Source organism: Actinomyces sp. oral taxon 448 str. F0400, from assembly GCF_000220835.1.
In the GTDB taxonomy this organism is placed as follows: domain Bacteria; phylum Actinomycetota; class Actinomycetes; order Actinomycetales; family Actinomycetaceae; genus Actinomyces.
Map to the genome: position 1 here is coordinate 1,705,709 of NZ_GL985606.1, position 15,061 is coordinate 1,720,769.

Sequence of the window (15,061 nt, forward strand, 5' to 3'; positions counted from 1 at the left end):
CTCGTTCACTGGCAGGTGGGCGGGCCCCCGCCCGTGTCGGGCGCGGTTGGTCGCATCACGGTCGCTGGTGTGCGAGGCTGGCGGGGGAGCAGGGCCGGGCACGGCGGACACGACTGATGAGCCGGGAGGGACGATGACCGCGTGGGACGAGCTCGCCGACCTGCTCGCCGACCCGGGGGATGTGTGCTCGCCCGCCGGTCAGACCCGCCTGTACGATGCGCTCGTCATCAGTCCGTCGGGAGATGAGCCGCAGGGGGAGCGCGCCGCCCGCCTCGCTGCGGCTCTCGCGACTGTGGACCGGGCCTGGCTCGCCGGTCTGGGGGAGGACCCTGTGCGCTCGCGCGAGGACATCGACCGGGCTGTTGACCGGTGCAGTCGGCTGCGGGCGGCGGGGGGACGTTCCATCCTGCCCCTGCGGTACGCGCGCGTGGAGTTGTGCACCTTCTTCGGGGAGCGCACCGATGCGCTCGAACAACTGCGCGTCGCCCGGCTGTTCTCCTTCGACGGCGTCGACGTTGGCGCGGCTCTGGCGGCGGCCCGAATGCACGACGACTTCTCCGGCATCATCCGCACCACGTCCGGGGTGGCCAGACGGCCCGAGGCCGACCCGGTGGGAACCGCCCGCAAACTGGCCGCCTCTCTTCTGCCTCTTCTCGCCCAGCGGCGCAGAGTCGAAGCCGAGGACGCGTTCATGTCGCTTCACTGGCTTGAGGTGCCGGGTTCGCTGCGTGCACGGGTCTGGGGCGACGAATTGGAGTACCTGGGGCTGTCCGGCCAGTGGGAGCGGGGGCTGGCGCTGCTGCGGCACACCGACCTGACCGGCGCAGGGGAGGAACTCACCGCTTGGGGGATGCTGAGCACGGCGATTGGGGCCAGCCTCGTCCTGCGCGAGGCCAACCGGGCCGGCTACGGATCGAACGCTCTGGGGTCGTCCATCAGCTGGTCCACCTCCTGGGGGGCGTCGCTGAGCGTCACCGGCTGGGACACGGTGGTTCACGCCTATGACGCCGTGACGGCCTTCGCCCGTGCGATCGGTGTGCGCTTCGACAAGCGCAACGGCAACAACGGCGTCTCCTACCGGGTGGAGTCGCGTATGGCCGGCGAGGCCGCCGGGCTGGCTGGCCGCTCTTACGGCACGGTGACCGGCACTGCGGTCGACGAGGACCGCTTGGATAAACGCGGAGCCCTGCTGGCCGAAGTTGACGAGCTGCTGGTCCTCGCCCGCGGGTACGGGCTGAGCTCGGTGCACGAGCGAGCCATGAGGACGGCCGAGACCGTCAGCCGGTCGCTTGAGCTCGCCACCGACGACACCCAGCTGGAGAGCGTCGTCGACTTGCGGATCGCCTTCGCCAGACTCCTGCTGGCGCTGGGTGCGGTCGAGCGTGCCGAACGCGAGTCCCTCGACACCGCCGAGCTGTGCCTGTCGCAGGGGTGGATCGAACTGGCGTGCGCGAGCCTGGCCACCGCCGCGCGGGCGGCGGACGCCCGCGGCGACCATGAGACAGCGCGGAATCACTGGCTCCGCGTGCGCGGGCAGATGGGGGATTGGGGGACGTCGCGGATCAGCCAGCGACTCACCGTCCTGACCGACGCCATCGCGGACCCCGAGACGAGCTGTCTCGCCCTGACGCTGCTGGCCGAGGTCACCGCCGAGACCGTCGCCGCGGAGCCCGCTCGCGCTTCTGCCGCGAAGGAGGCGTGCAGACGGGGTCGGGCCGAGCTTGACCGATGCAAGTCAGCTCCCGGTGGTCTCGTCGACCGGATCGCCGCAGTCGAGTGGGCTATCGCCCCCTATGGACGAGGGCGGTCCGGCCGACGACGCACCGGTGGCGATGAGACGATGGCCACCCCCGCCGCTGGTGACCAGGACAGAGCCGTCAACGGGTGAACGGCGCGCCCGGGCCCCGCGCCGCGTACGCCGCCACTGCCTCTCATGAAGAGGGCTCCACCACGGCGTGGATCATTCTCATCGTCTTCGGCTTGTTCGAGGCCGTCTGGGTCACGGCCATGAGCCGTTCGGAGGGTTTCACCCGCCTGCCCAGTTTCGTCTTCGCCGTGTCCTGCCTTATTTCCATGGGCGGCCTGGCGATCGCTCTCAAGGATATTCCGGTGGGTACCCGCTATGCCGTGCGGACCGCCGTCGGGGCTGCCACGACCGTCGCCTGGTGGCCACCGGGGCCGAGCTCGTCTTGCTCCCGTGGGCCCTCCTGCTCGCCGAACTCATGGCCCGCGTCGTGGGACTCAAGCTCACGCAGCCCCGTTGACGTCGACGGGCAAGCTCTGCTCGTGCGCCATGCATGTGACTGGCAGATGTCCGTAGGGCTAATCTCACCGCATGACGCGCATGCATGACGACCCGGGCGCGCGTGGCCGTGCCATGGCGGTCCAGGACGTAACCGGTGCGCCGGTGACGGTTCACATCACGGGTTTCGAACCTTTCGATGGAGCCGCGTCCAATGCCTCCTGGGATGCCGTGCGGTTCCTGCCCGAGATCATCGAGCTGGTGGGCGGCAGCGCCATCGTGACCCGGGAGCTCCTCCCGGTGACCTTCGCCGGAGCGGCCGCGGCCGGGTGCAGGGTTATTGAGCATGCGTGCCCCGACATCGTCGTGCACGTCGGACTCGGGACGCGGGCCCGCGAGGTGAGGCTGGAGACCACCGCTCGCAATACGACCGCTGCGCGCGCTGCCGACAACGCCGGGCGCACGCCCGCTGGGCGGCTCGTCCCCGGCGGCCCGTCGGAGCTGCGCGCCACGTGGCCGGCGGCGGCACTGGTGGGGCGACTGGGCGCGGCGGGCCTGCCGGTGGCCCGTTCGGATGACGCCGGCGACTACGTCTGCAATGCCACGTTCTACGCCTCCCTCGCCGCCGCCGCGAAAGCGCCCGCGAAGGACCGGCCCGTCATCGGTTTCGTGCATGTGCCGCCCGAGGAGGTTGTGCCCGCGCCGGCGGCCGCGCAGGTGCTCCGCGCGCTCATCGTCGAGCTCGCCGACCTGATCCGTCGCCGCCGCGCCTCCCGCGCCGGCCTGGGGCGATTGGCGGTGCCGCGCGGCAACCGGGTCCTGCGCGTGGGCCTGACCGGCGGCATCGGCGCGGGCAAGTCCGCGGCGGCGCGGCTGCTCGCGGCCCGCGGGGCTCGCGTCGTCGACGCCGACGTCATCGCCCGCGAGGTGGTGGAGCCGGGCACCCCCGGTCTGTCCGAAGTCGTCGAAGCCTTCGGGACCGCAGTCCTCACCGCGGACGGGGGCCTGGATCGGGCCGCGCTGGCCGCGCGGGTCTTCACCGACCCCCGCGCCCGCGCCGAGCTGGAGGCCATCACTCTGCCGAGGATCGCCCAGGCGGCGGCCCGGCGCATGGAGGAAGCGGGACCCGACGGCGTGGCCGTCTACGACGTTCCCCTCCTGATCGAGTCGGGGACGGAGGACCTCTTCGACTGCGTTCTGGTTGTCGAGGCTCCCCTCACGGCCAGGTTGTCGCGGCTGGAGGAGCGGGGGCTATCGCGCCGGGAGGCCGGCAGTCGCATGGCCGGCCAGGTCGGTGATGAGGAGCGCCGGCGGGCGGCCGACGTCGTGCTCGTCAACAACGGCACCGAGCAGGACCTGGTCGATGGCGTGGACTGGCTGTGGGAGCATCGCGTCCGCGCCAACATCTCCGCCGGCGTTTCCGCCGGCATTGCATGAGCGTCGCGGGATCATTGCCGGCCGCGGGCACCGATCTGCTACCGTTACCCGCGGCTGTTCCATGAGGTCGGTCCCGTGCGACGGCCGGGTCACGGCGGCCCTCGCCGCCGGCTGTTCACCGGAGATCTTCGGAGGTCATCGTGCCCTATGTTCGAGATGTCTCCCGCCGGTCAGTACTCGCCCTCGGCTCCCTGACCTCGGCGGGCGCTCTGGCGGCCTGCGGCAACGGCCGCGGGGACAACGGCCGCGGAGGCGGCGGCTGGCGCCGGAACGGCAGGGCTTATAAGCCGGTCCTCTCCATCTACCCGGAAGCGGAGGCCGCCCTGGACGTCGCCCTGGCCTACGACGGGCAGCTGACCTACTGCTACCCGCAGCCCCGGCAGGAGGGGACCAGCGCGGTCTGGTCGGTCACCGCGGCCCCCGACGGCACGCTGACGGATCCGTCGGGGCGCACCTACCCGTCCCTGTTCTGGGAGGGCATCGCCGCCAAACCATTCGAGCAGACTGAGGGCTTCGTCGTGACGCGGGATCGGGTCACGGGGCTGCTGGAGGACATGCTGGGCCTGCTGGGGCTCACGGACCGGGAGGCCGCTGAGTTCATCACCTTCTGGGCGCCGCGCATCGAGCAGCACGAGCGGTCCCTGCTCACCTTCGCCGCCGACCAGCATTCTCAAGTCGCCCGGTATACCTTCACCGACCCGGGCTCCGGCGCCTCGATCGTGCCGGACGTCTTCGTGCGCGTCTACCTCCTGGTCGGGGAGGTCCCCGATCAAGAGGTGCCTGAGCAGACGCTCGCCTCGGCCCCGCCGCGCACCGGCCTGACGGCCGTCGAATGGGGAGGCTCCGACCTGCGCGGCACCTGAGGTCTCGTGCTCTCCCCGACGCGGCCGAGACGGGCCGTTTCGCGCTCAGCCTCCCTATCTCGAGCAGGTGCGGACGGCCCGGATCCGGAATGCGGTGCCCGCGTCCCGGATGCGGAACGTCCGGCATGATCCTCAGTGAGCCGTCTGCGGACTCACCGTCGCCGTGACGACGCCTGACCGCATCCGACCGTCGGGGCCTCCGCCGCGTAGCCTTGGCGCATGCGTCCCGTCACCGATCTGCGCCGCGCCGACAAGCCGTTCGAGGTCATCAGCCCCTACCAGCCGTCCGGCGACCAGCCCACCGCGATTCGCGAGCTCGCCGAGCGGTTGGATGGGGGGGAGAAGGACGTCGTCCTGCTTGGGGCCACCGGCACCGGCAAGTCCGCCACCGCCGCCTGGCTGGTCGAGAAGGTGCAGCGCCCTACCCTCGTCATGGAGCCCAACAAGACTCTGGCCGCGCAGATGGCCGCCGAGTTCCGTGAGCTGCTGCCGAATAACGCGGTTGAGTACTTCGTGTCCTATTACGACTACTACCAGCCCGAGGCCTACGTTCCGCAGACGGACACCTTCATCGAGAAGGACTCTTCCATCAACGACGAGGTCGAGCGCCTGCGCCACTCCGCCACCAACTCCCTGCTGACCCGCCGTGACGTCGTCGTCGTCTCCTCGGTCTCGTGCATCTACGGCCTGGGTACGCCCCAGGAGTACGTCGACCGCATGACGCCGCTGTCCGTGGGCGAGCGGATCGACCGTGATGAACTCCTGCGCCGTTTCGTGGCCATGCAATACACGCGTAACGACGTCGATTTCACCCGCGGGACCTTCCGAGTACGGGGCGACACCGTCGAGATCATCCCCATGTACGAAGAGCTGGCCATCCGCATTGAGTTCTTCGGCGATGAGATCGAGTCCCTGGCGTCCCTGCATCCGGTGACCGGTGATGTCATCGACGCCACCGATCAGGTCTTCGTCTTCCCCGCCTCCCACTACGTCGCCGGCCCTGAACGCCTGGAGCGGGCCATCAGGGGTATCGAGGCGGAGCTGGCCGAGCGTCTGGCCGTCCTCGAGCGCGACGGCAAGCTGCTGGAGGCCCAGCGCCTGCGCATGCGCACAACCTACGACCTGGAGATGCTCGGCCAGATCGGCACGTGCTCGGGCGTGGAGAACTACTCCATGCATATCGATGGACGTTCCCCGGGCACCCCGCCCAACACGCTGCTCGACTACTTCCCAGAGGACTTCCTCCTGGTCATCGACGAGTCCCATGTCACCGTCTCGCAGATCGGCGCCATGCACGAGGGCGACGCCTCGCGCAAGCGCACGCTGATCGACCACGGCTTCCGCCTGCCCTCCGCCCTGGACAATCGTCCTCTGACCTTCGCCGAGTTCGAGGACCGGGTGGGTCAGACCGTCTACCTGTCCGCCACGCCCGGGGACTATGAGACGCAGCGCTCCGATGGCGTCGTCGAGCAGATCATTCGGCCCACCGGCCTGGTCGACCCCAAGATCGTCGTCAAGCCCACGCAGGGGCAGATCGACGATCTGCTGGAGGAGGTGCGCACTCGAGCGGACAAGGGCGAGAGGGTCCTCGTCACCACGCTGACCAAGCGCATGGCCGAGGATCTGACCACCTACTTGGTCGATCGCGGCGTGCGCGTGGAATACCTCCACTCCGACGTCGACACCCTGCGCCGCGTCGAGCTTCTGCGCGAGCTGCGGCTGGGCCGGTTCGACGTGCTGGTCGGCATCAATCTTCTGCGCGAGGGACTGGATCTTCCCGAAGTCTCGCTGGTGGCGATCCTCGATGCGGATAAGGAGGGCTTCCTGCGCTCATCGACCTCGCTCATTCAGACTGTCGGACGCGCCGCCCGCAATGTCTCCGGAGAGGTGCACATGTACGCCGACATCATCACCCCCGCCATGACCGAGGCCATCGAGGAGACCGAACGGCGTCGCGCCAAGCAGCTGGCCTATAACGATGCCCACGGGATCGACCCTCGGCCTCTGCGCAAGAAGATCGCCGATGTCACCGACATGCTGGCGCGCGAGGACGTAGACACCGCCGAGCTGTTGGCCGGCGGCTACCGCGGTCACGAGGAGCGGTCCGTGACCTCCCGCCGTAAGAAGGCGGCCGAGGCCACAGTCCGCTCCAGGCTCGCCGGAGCCGCCGAGAGCGATCTCGCCTCCCTCGTCGACGAGCTCACCGCTCAGATGCACGCGGCCGCTGAGGACCTTCACTTCGAACTCGCGGCCCGCCTGCGCGACGAGATCCAGGACCTGAAGAAGGAGCTGCGCGATATGCGCGCTACCGCCTGAACGAGTCGCTGCCGGCGGGGCCGGCGTGCAGGCCGCCGTAACGTGATCCATCTCCCGACGACGTGCCGACGCGGATCACAGCGCAACCCCCGTGCGTGTGCCACCATACGCTGTGAGCCCTGGTGGTCCTGATCGCCGGGGCGTTGATTCTGTTCCCTGACGGCGCCCGTCCCCTGGTGGGCTCGCCGTGGAGAGGAGACGCCGGTGAGCGCCTCGTCCTTGACCACTTCGCAGGTTTCGGCCCCCGCACGCGCCGGGGTACCCGTCGCCTCCCAGCATCTCGCCGTACTCGGTGCGATCTGCCTGCTGTGCACCGCCGTACTCGTGCCCGATCGACCACCGGGCGCGTGGCTGTGGGATGCGGGCGCCGTTGTGCTGGCGTGCGCGCTCGTCTTCTCCCGCCGCCGTCAGCCCCATATCAACGACCGCGATCTCGACCGGATTCTCGGCGCCGGCGGACTGGCGAGCGCCGGCTGGATCGTGGCCCAGTGGGACGTCGCGTTCCACCCCGCGGCGGCCGTTCTCGCTGCGATCTGCCTCGCGGCGGGAGTCCTGTTCTGGATGGTCGGCACTCGGGAGACCGGCTGGTTGGCCCCCTCCGTCCTGCCCGTCCTGCTGGGAACCAGACCGGCCCTGGCGGCTCCGATCCCCGGGGCGGTCGGCCTGACCGTCTGCCTGCTCGTGAGCATCGTCATAGCGTGGCGATGGGGACCCGCTCCCGTCGGGCAGCTCGATGCCCTGCCGCCTTTCAGGCTGGTCGTCCCCGCGGCCGCCGCCGTCGCCGTGCTCGTGGCCGCCAGGGGGTGGATCGCATGACGCTGACCGTCCAGCGCGCGGGGTCTCTGACCCTGCCGACGCCCGTGGAGGTCCGCGGCGACCGCGACCAGCTCATCGGCCTGTCCTGCTTCGGCCTGTCGGCGGCCGCGCCGGAGTACTCGGCCCGCGGCACGCTCGTGCGCTGGCAGAGGGTCCTTCTGGCTGGTGCGACCGCGGTCGTCCTGGCCGGGCTCGTACTGCGCCCCCGGGTCGCGGGGATCGTGCTCGTCGCCGTGGCGACGCTCGCCTACGTCACCGCCCTGACCTACCGGCTCATCCTCTTCCGTCTCGGCGCCCGCGGGGGCCGCATGGTGGCGGTTACCGATGAGGAGGCGCGCGCGGTGCCCGACGCTGCCCTGCCCGTCTACACCGTTCTCGTGCCGGTTTTCCACGAGCCGCTTCTGGCGGACCTCGTCGAGCGCCTGGAGACGCTGGACTACCCGCGCCACCTACTCGACATCCAGCTCCTCCTGGAGGCGGACGACGACGAGACCGCCGAAGCCGCTAAGACCCTTCAAGCGCGTGATCACCTGGGGATCGTCTACGTGCCCTCCCGCGAGCCGCGCACCAAGCCCAAGGCGTGCAACTACGGCTTCTTGACCTCCGAAGGGCAGATGTGCACCATCTACGACGCTGAGGACGCCCCCGACCCGTTGCAGCTGCGGCGCGCCGTCGTAGCGATGAGGCGCCTGGGACCCGATTACGCCTGCGTGCAGGCCCGGCTCGGCTTCTACAACTCCGACCAGAATCTCCTGACCCGATGGTTCGCACTGGATTACGGCTCATGGTTCGCCAATATGCTCCCCGGGCTCGTCGCTCTGGGCGCCCCCGTGCCCCTGGGCGGGACCTCCAATCATTTCCGCGCCGACGTGCTGCGCGCGACGGGAGCCTGGGACCCGTGGAACGTCACCGAGGACGCCGATCTGGGCCTGCGGTTGCACCGCGCCGGCTACAAGGTCGGGGTGCTCGACTCGGTGACGCGGGAGGAGGCCAACTCCGATGCAATCAACTGGGTGCGTCAGCGCAGCCGCTGGTACAAGGGCTATGTCCAGACCTTTCTGGTGCATGCGCGCCGGCCTCGGCTCGTGACCGGCCAGCTGGGATGGCGCGGCATCGTCGGACTGGTCGTCTTCATCGCGGGGACGCCGCTGCTGTCCGCGCTCAACGGCTTCTTCTGGGCCCTGACTGTCATGTGGTTCACCTCCCACGACCCGACGCTTGCGGCCCTGTTCCCATCGGTCGTCTACTACCTCGGTATGATCTGCCTGGTGCTGGGTAACCTCGCCGTGCTCTACATGGGCGTCTTCACCGCCCGGCAGATGGAGCGCCCCGACCTTCTGCTGGCGGCCTTCCTTATGCCCCTGTACTGGGCGCTCATGTGGCTGGCGGCCCTCAAAGCCGTCATCCAGCTTGTGACCGCGCCCTCCTACTGGGAGAAGACCGCTCACGGTCTGAATCGGGCGCGGGTTCCGGCGGCCCCGATGGCGGGGCGAGTCGCATGACCGCCGCCGCCCTCCCCACAGGATCCGTCCTCACGACCTCGAGCGCCGGAGCACGAGCCGTCGCCGCCAGGCACGCGGCCCGCGACCGGGACGGTCGCGTCCAGCAGGTGCTCGCTCTGAGCGCACTCATGATGTACCTGACCGTGGCGGCGTGGCTGAGCGCTCACGACCTCGTCTTCCCCGATGCCATGAGCCGTGTCGCCAACGGCTACTATGTGCTGTTCAGCCGGGACCCGCACCTGGCCGCTATCGGCTTCGTGTGGAATCCTCTGCCGTCACTGCTCACCATGCCCCTGCTGCTGGCGACGCCGCTGTGGCCGGCGCTGGCCGGCCATGCCCTGGCCGGATGCATCGTCTCGTCGTTGTGCGGGGCCTACACCGTGGGCCGCTTCCACGGACTGACCCGTGATCTGGGGGCGGGGCCCGCGACCGCTGCCGCCCTGACGGTGCTCATGGCCGTTCACCCGCTGGTTCTGCTGTCGGCGGCGACCGGGGCCAGTGAGGCGATGCTGCTCGCCGTGTGCGTCTACACCGCACGTCATCTCCTGCGCTGGCTGCAGACGGACGACCCCTGGGCGCTGGTGCACGTGGGCCTGGGCACCGGGCTGGCCTATCTGGTGCGTTACGAGGCACTGGCCATCGGCGTGTCCGTCGGCCTGCTGGTGCTGTGCGTTTCGCTTCTGCGCGCCCGCCGTCGCAGCCGGCCGTGGACGGTGTCCCTGCTCGACGTGACTCTGGCGGTCACGCCGCTGGCCGCGACCTTCGCCCTGTGGTCCTTGGCGAGCAGGATCATCATGGGCTCGTGGCTGGAGACCTTCACCTCCCAGTACGGCAACTCCGCCCAGGTGGGGACGGCGCGGGAGACCATCGACGCCGTCACCGGCGGCACCGGCATGGGGCACGCTGCCGCTTATCTCCTGGCACAGCTGGTCCACACAGCGCCGCTGGCCCCGCCGCTGCTCCTCTTCGCCCTGGTGGCGGCCTGGGTGCGCGCGGACGCCCGGATCCTGGCTCCCACAGTCGTGCTGGGCGCCGTTTTGGGCTTTCAGGAGCTGACCTTCCTGTTCGGCATGTCCTTCGGATGGATGCGGTTCCAGATCGCCGCCGTGCCCCTGGGCCTGCTCGCGGCCGCCTGCCTGTGCGGGGCGGTGCGGTCGGCCGGGCTCCGTTCCGACGGGCACCGCCTCCCGGCCGCATTCGTCACGCTCCTGCTGGTCGTGGGTCTCACCATCGCCATGCCTCTGGCGTGGATCGGGGAGGCGGACCCCCTTCTGGCGCGCGAGGAGACGCTGGCGCGCGAGTCGGCCAGCGCGGGGCAGTACGTCATGACGGACCGTATCGCGTCGGATATCGACGCGATGAGCCTGCCCGACGGTTCGGTCGTCACCGACGTGGCCTACTCCTTCGCCGTCGTTCTGGCCAGTGACAGGCCCAAGCAATTCGTCATCACCCCCGACCGGGACTTCACCGTGGCCTTGAACGATCCAGGCGGGTACGGGGTCCGGTTCGCCCTGGTCACCTCCAGACAGGACTCCTCAGCGGACGCCGTGGCGACCCGCTACCCAGGCATCTTCGACGACGGCGGGGGTGTGGCCACCCTGGCCCGGCAGTGGCAGGACGACTCAGGATTCACCTGGCGTCTCTACCGATTCGACGACGAGACCCCGTCCGACTGATGGGCGGGGAGGCCCGTCCGGGGCGGGCTCGCGTCACGGCCCTGCCCCCCGGATCCGGCCGACGAGTAGCCGATGCCACAGCATTTGTTCTCGTCGGTCGAGTCCGGGGAGCGCTCGGGACGTTACACTCGCTATACACGTCATTATGCGGAGGGGAGTACTCCCACCAACGGCGACGTCGTCATCACGGCGGACCGGGTTTGTGAACGCCGGCCCCCGGCGTCGCAGGCCAGTATGACGGCCGCTACGGCGGCAGGAATTACGCGGCGGGAGGAGACCTCCGGTACCCGAGTCGTACCGGAGGTATCACCAGTGGATGCTGACGTCCTGAGATGGCCGGCCCCCGACGCCGTCATGCGAGGCGCTCCCGCGCCCGTCCCGCCCACGAGCGGGCGAGACGCTCGGCGCATTCGCTGTCGTGCCGAGCGCACCATGACGGCATTCCCGTTCCCGTGCGTCGGCGGCGCAGACGGCGTCCCCGCCGCCGACGGAGGGCCGCCCACCGGGGCCCGGCCGGTGCGGAACATCGCAGTCGCTCTCATTGCCGTTCCGCTGGTCCTGCGGCGACCGCGAGTCAAGCCCGGGCCGGCCCGGATCGGAGCCCCACCGGCACCCGGGTACGGTGCGGTCCCGTCAAGGAGCACGAGAACATGAGCGTCAGCCCCCTGGCCTGGCTCGCCCTGGCCATCATCGTCACGAGCCTGCTGACGATCGACTTCGTCGGCCATGCCCGCAACCCCCATCCGCCGTCCATGCGCGAGGCCACCGGCTGGACCATCGGGTACACCGCCCTGGCGACCGTCTACGGCCTGGCCATCTGGGCGAGCGCGGGAGGCATCTACGCGGCGGAGTTCTACGCCGGCTGGTTGACCGAGTGGTCCCTGAGCGTCGACAACCTCTTTGTCTTCATCCTCATCCTGTCCACCTTCCGTGTGCCGCGGAATTTCCAGCAGAAGGCGCTGCTGCTGGGCATCGCCACCGCCCTGGTTCTGCGCCTGGTCTTCATCCTGCTCGGCGCGGCCCTCATCGAACACTTCAGCTGGGTCTTCTACCTCTTCGGCGCGTTCCTCGTCTACACCGCCGTCAAACAGGTTGTCGACGCGCGCAAGGACGAGGACGAGGAGGAGGACGCCACCGCCTACGTCGACAACTCCGTGACCCGCTTCGTGCGAAGGCTGTTGCCCACGACCGACGGTTTCGTGGGCAACAGACTCATACACCGGCACGCCGGATGCACCATGATCACGCCCCTGCTCATCGTCATTGTCGCCCTGGGCAGCGCCGATCTCATGTTCGCCTTCGACTCCATCCCCGCCATCTTCGGTCTGACCAGCCAGCCCTTCCTCGTCTTCAGCGCCACCGCCTTCTCATTACTGGGCCTGCGACAGCTCTTCTTCCTCATCGACGGCCTGCTCGAGCGGCTCGTCTACCTGCCCTACGGCCTGGCCGTCATCCTGGGCTTCATCGGCTTCAAGCTCGTCAACCACGCCCTGCATGAGAACACGCTGCCCTTCGTCGCCGGTGGACGCCCCGTCACCGCCGTCCCCGAGCCTTCCACCGCGGTCTCGCTGGGACTGATCGTCGTCACACTCCTCCTCGTGGCCGTGGCCTCGCTCATCCGCACCCGGAGGCCTTCGTGAGCGCCCCGCGGGGGCGCGTCGAACGCCCCGGTCCCGCAGGTCCCGAAACGCCGGCGTCCAACGAGCTCCCGGGGCTCTCATCCGCGCAGGTCGCCGCACGCGTGCGCGAGGGGCGCACCAATGCCTATCGGGTGCGCACCTCCCGTTCCGTGATCGCGATCCTGCGCGCCAACGTCTTCACGGTCTTCAACGCCATCCTGGCGACCGCGCTCGTCCTCGTGCTCCTCGTGGGCAGGTGGCCCGACGCCCTGTTCGGCTTCGTGATGGTTCTCAACACCGCCACGGGCACGCTCGCCGAGGTGCGCTCCAAGCGCGCGCTCGACCGTCTCGCCGTCCTTCAGGCGCCTACTGCGTGCGCCGTGCGCGATGGGAGGGACATCGAGATCGACGTGGCCGACATCGTCCTCGATGACGTCCTGCGTCTGCGCAGCGGGGATCAGGTGCCGGCCGACGCCACCGTCGTACGGGCTGACGGCCTGGAAGTCGACGAGTCCATCCTCACCGGCGAGTCGGTTCCCGTCCGGCCCCGTGCGGGCGAGCGGGTGATGTCGGGGACCACTGTGATCGCGGGCACCGCCCTCGTGCGTGCCATGGCTGTGGGCGCCGACGCTTACGCCAACCGCTTGGCGAGCGAGGCCCGCCGCTACTCGGTGGTGACCTCCGAACTGCAGGCGGGCACCGACCGCGTTCTGCAGTGGATCTCCTGGGTGATCGTGCCCGTCGCTCTACTGCTGTTCTGGTCGCAGATGCGCGGGACGGCCATCAGCGCCGCCGCCGTCCCCGCGGGCCAGTGGCGCGCCGCCCTGGTCGCCTCCATCGCCGGGGTGGTCAGCATGGTGCCCCAGGGGCTCGTCCTGCTCACGAGCGTCAATTTCGCCACCGCTTCCCTGACTCTGGCCCGCCGTCGGGTGCTTGTTCAGGAGCTGCCCGCCGTCGAGGTCCTCGCGCGCGTCGACACCCTCTGCCTGGACAAGACCGGCACGCTCACCACCGGCCGGATCGCCCTGAGTGAAGTCCTCGCCGACGACGGCGATGGAGCTCTCATCGACGCTACCGCAGCACTGCGTGAGCCGTTGCTGGCTCTCACCGCGGTCGCTGACCCGAACGCGACCGCCGAGGCGATCCTCGAAGGACTCACGGAAGGGTCCGCGACTCCCGGCGCCGACGCGAGCGGTCCTCTCCCCGGGGCGCAGGACGTCGCATCGCGCGTCAGCGGCGCCATCGCCTTCTCCTCCCGACGCAAATGGTCGGCCGCCGTCCTGGACCACCAGACCTGGATCATGGGCGCCCCCGAGATCGTCTTGGCCCAGGCGCAGGCGGGCCCCGGCCTGCTCGCCCACGCCCAGCGGTTGACGGCCACGGGAGTGCGCGTTCTCGCCGTGGTCAGCGCGCCCCAGCCCTGCGCTCGGGGCACCGACGACGAACCCTGCCTGCCGGCGACTAGGCGGGCGGCCGGTCTCGTGGTGCTGGCCGAGCAGATCCGCTCCGACGCGGCCCGGACCCTGGCCTACTTCCGCTCCCAGGGCGTCGACGTCAAGATCATCAGCGGTGACAATCCGACGACCGTTGCCGCCGTCGCCGCCGGCGCTGCGATCACATCTCCCGACGGGGGCGGACCTGTGGCCCTCGACGCCCGCGAATTGCCAGCCGAGGCCACAGACCCGGCGACCCTGGACGCGCTCGCCGGGGCGCTCGAGGGGGCCCAGGTCCTCGGCCGCGTCACCCCCGAGCAGAAGCGCTCCTTCGTCCGGGCGCTGCGCAGTCGCGGACGCACCGTGGCCATGACGGGCGATGGTGTCAACGACTCCCTGGCTCTCAAGGACGCCGACCTGGGCATCGCCATGGGCAACGGGGCGCCGGCCACCAGGGCGGTGGCCCGCATGGTCCTGCTGGGCGGGGAATTCTCGGCGCTGCCTGCGGTGGTCGCCGAGGGGCGCCGGGTCATGGCCAACACCGAACGCATCGCCTCGTTGTTCCTGTCCAAGACGGTCTACGCCTCGCTCATCGCCGTCATCGTGGCGGTGAGCGCGATCAGTTACCCGTTCCTGCCCCGCCAGTTGACCATCGTGTCCTCCCTGACGATCGGCATCCCCGCTTTCGTGCTGGCCCTGGCCCCTAACAGCCGGCGCTACCGCCCCGGCTTCCTGCGCCGGGTGCTCACGCTCTGCGTCCCGGCCGGCCTCGTCGCCGGGGCGGCGACGCTCACGGCCCGCCAGTGGCTCGCCCACGGGTCCGCAGACCAGGGCCAAGTCACCACCGGCGCCACGTTGGTCCTGGTCGTCTCGGGGCTGTGGCTTCTCACGCTGACTGCCAGGCCCCTGCTGGGCTGGCGGCTCGGTTTGATCGTCCTCATGGGCGGCACCGCAGTGCTGGGAGTGCTGATCGCACCGGTACGGAGTTTCTTCCTCCTGGCGTGGCCGGCTCCGGCCACTTGGCTGGTCGTCGCGGTGTGCGGCGGGGCCGCCGCAGCCGGGATCGAGGCGGTTCGCCTCGTGCGCGCCGCCTGCCGGCCCGCGGATGAGGGCGAATGCGGTCGTTGGGCGCGCGGCGGCTGACGCGGGCCGCACCG

The 15,061-nt window shown here is 70.0% G+C and carries 9 protein-coding genes and 1 pseudogene; all 10 read left to right on the forward strand.

The genetic code is table 11. The annotated features are described in order from the left end of the window. Positions 1-133: 133 nt before the first annotated feature. The 10 genes and pseudogenes from HMPREF9062_RS07290 to HMPREF9062_RS07330 all read left to right on the forward strand — a co-directional run bounded on the left by HMPREF9062_RS07290 (position 134) and on the right by HMPREF9062_RS07330 (position 15,047). Positions 134-1,888, forward strand: coding sequence for a hypothetical protein (locus HMPREF9062_RS07290; RefSeq protein WP_009749447.1), 1,755 nt, complete (start codon positions 134-136; stop codon positions 1,886-1,888). 119 nt (positions 1,889-2,007) lie between these two features. Further along, positions 2,008-2,103 (forward strand): annotated as a pseudogene (locus tag HMPREF9062_RS13625) (QacE family quaternary ammonium compound efflux SMR transporter); the annotation flags it as partial. A gap of 232 nt (positions 2,104-2,335) precedes the next feature. Continuing rightward, on the forward strand, positions 2,336-3,679 hold the full coding sequence (gene coaE / locus HMPREF9062_RS12155) for a dephospho-CoA kinase (RefSeq protein WP_009749449.1): 1,344 nt from the start codon (positions 2,336-2,338) through the stop codon (positions 3,677-3,679). 140 nt (positions 3,680-3,819) lie between these two features. Further along, positions 3,820-4,542, forward strand: a complete 723-nt coding sequence (locus HMPREF9062_RS07300; protein ID WP_009749450.1) for a hypothetical protein — start codon at positions 3,820-3,822, stop codon at positions 4,540-4,542. Between the two features lie 219 nt (positions 4,543-4,761). Beyond that, positions 4,762-6,858 (forward strand): excinuclease ABC subunit UvrB, encoded by a 2,097-nt coding sequence (gene uvrB, locus HMPREF9062_RS07305; protein ID WP_009749451.1) that lies wholly within the window; start codon positions 4,762-4,764, stop codon positions 6,856-6,858. Positions 6,859-7,062: 204 nt separating this feature from the next. Further along, a complete protein-coding gene (locus HMPREF9062_RS07310) occupies positions 7,063-7,674 on the forward strand; it encodes a hypothetical protein (protein WP_253270681.1) in 612 nt (203 codons plus the stop codon). Next, complete coding sequence (locus HMPREF9062_RS07315; RefSeq protein ID WP_009749453.1) at positions 7,671-9,176, forward strand: glycosyltransferase; 1,506 nt, start codon at positions 7,671-7,673, stop codon at positions 9,174-9,176. Before HMPREF9062_RS07310 ends, HMPREF9062_RS07315 begins: the two co-directional genes overlap by 4 nt. Then, positions 9,173-10,852, forward strand: coding sequence for a glycosyltransferase family 39 protein (locus HMPREF9062_RS07320; protein ID WP_009749454.1), 1,680 nt, complete (start codon positions 9,173-9,175; stop codon positions 10,850-10,852). The genes HMPREF9062_RS07315 and HMPREF9062_RS07320 overlap by 4 nt, the downstream gene beginning before the upstream one ends. Positions 10,853-11,502: 650 nt before the next feature. After that, entirely contained in the window at positions 11,503-12,492 is a 990-nt protein-coding gene (locus HMPREF9062_RS07325; protein ID WP_009749455.1) for a TerC/Alx family metal homeostasis membrane protein, read from the forward strand. Continuing rightward, positions 12,489-15,047: an HAD-IC family P-type ATPase gene (locus HMPREF9062_RS07330; protein WP_009749456.1), complete on the forward strand. Its 2,559-nt coding sequence runs from the start codon at positions 12,489-12,491 to the stop codon at positions 15,045-15,047. The genes HMPREF9062_RS07325 and HMPREF9062_RS07330 overlap by 4 nt, the downstream gene beginning before the upstream one ends. The last annotated feature ends 14 nt before the right edge of the window (positions 15,048-15,061 follow it).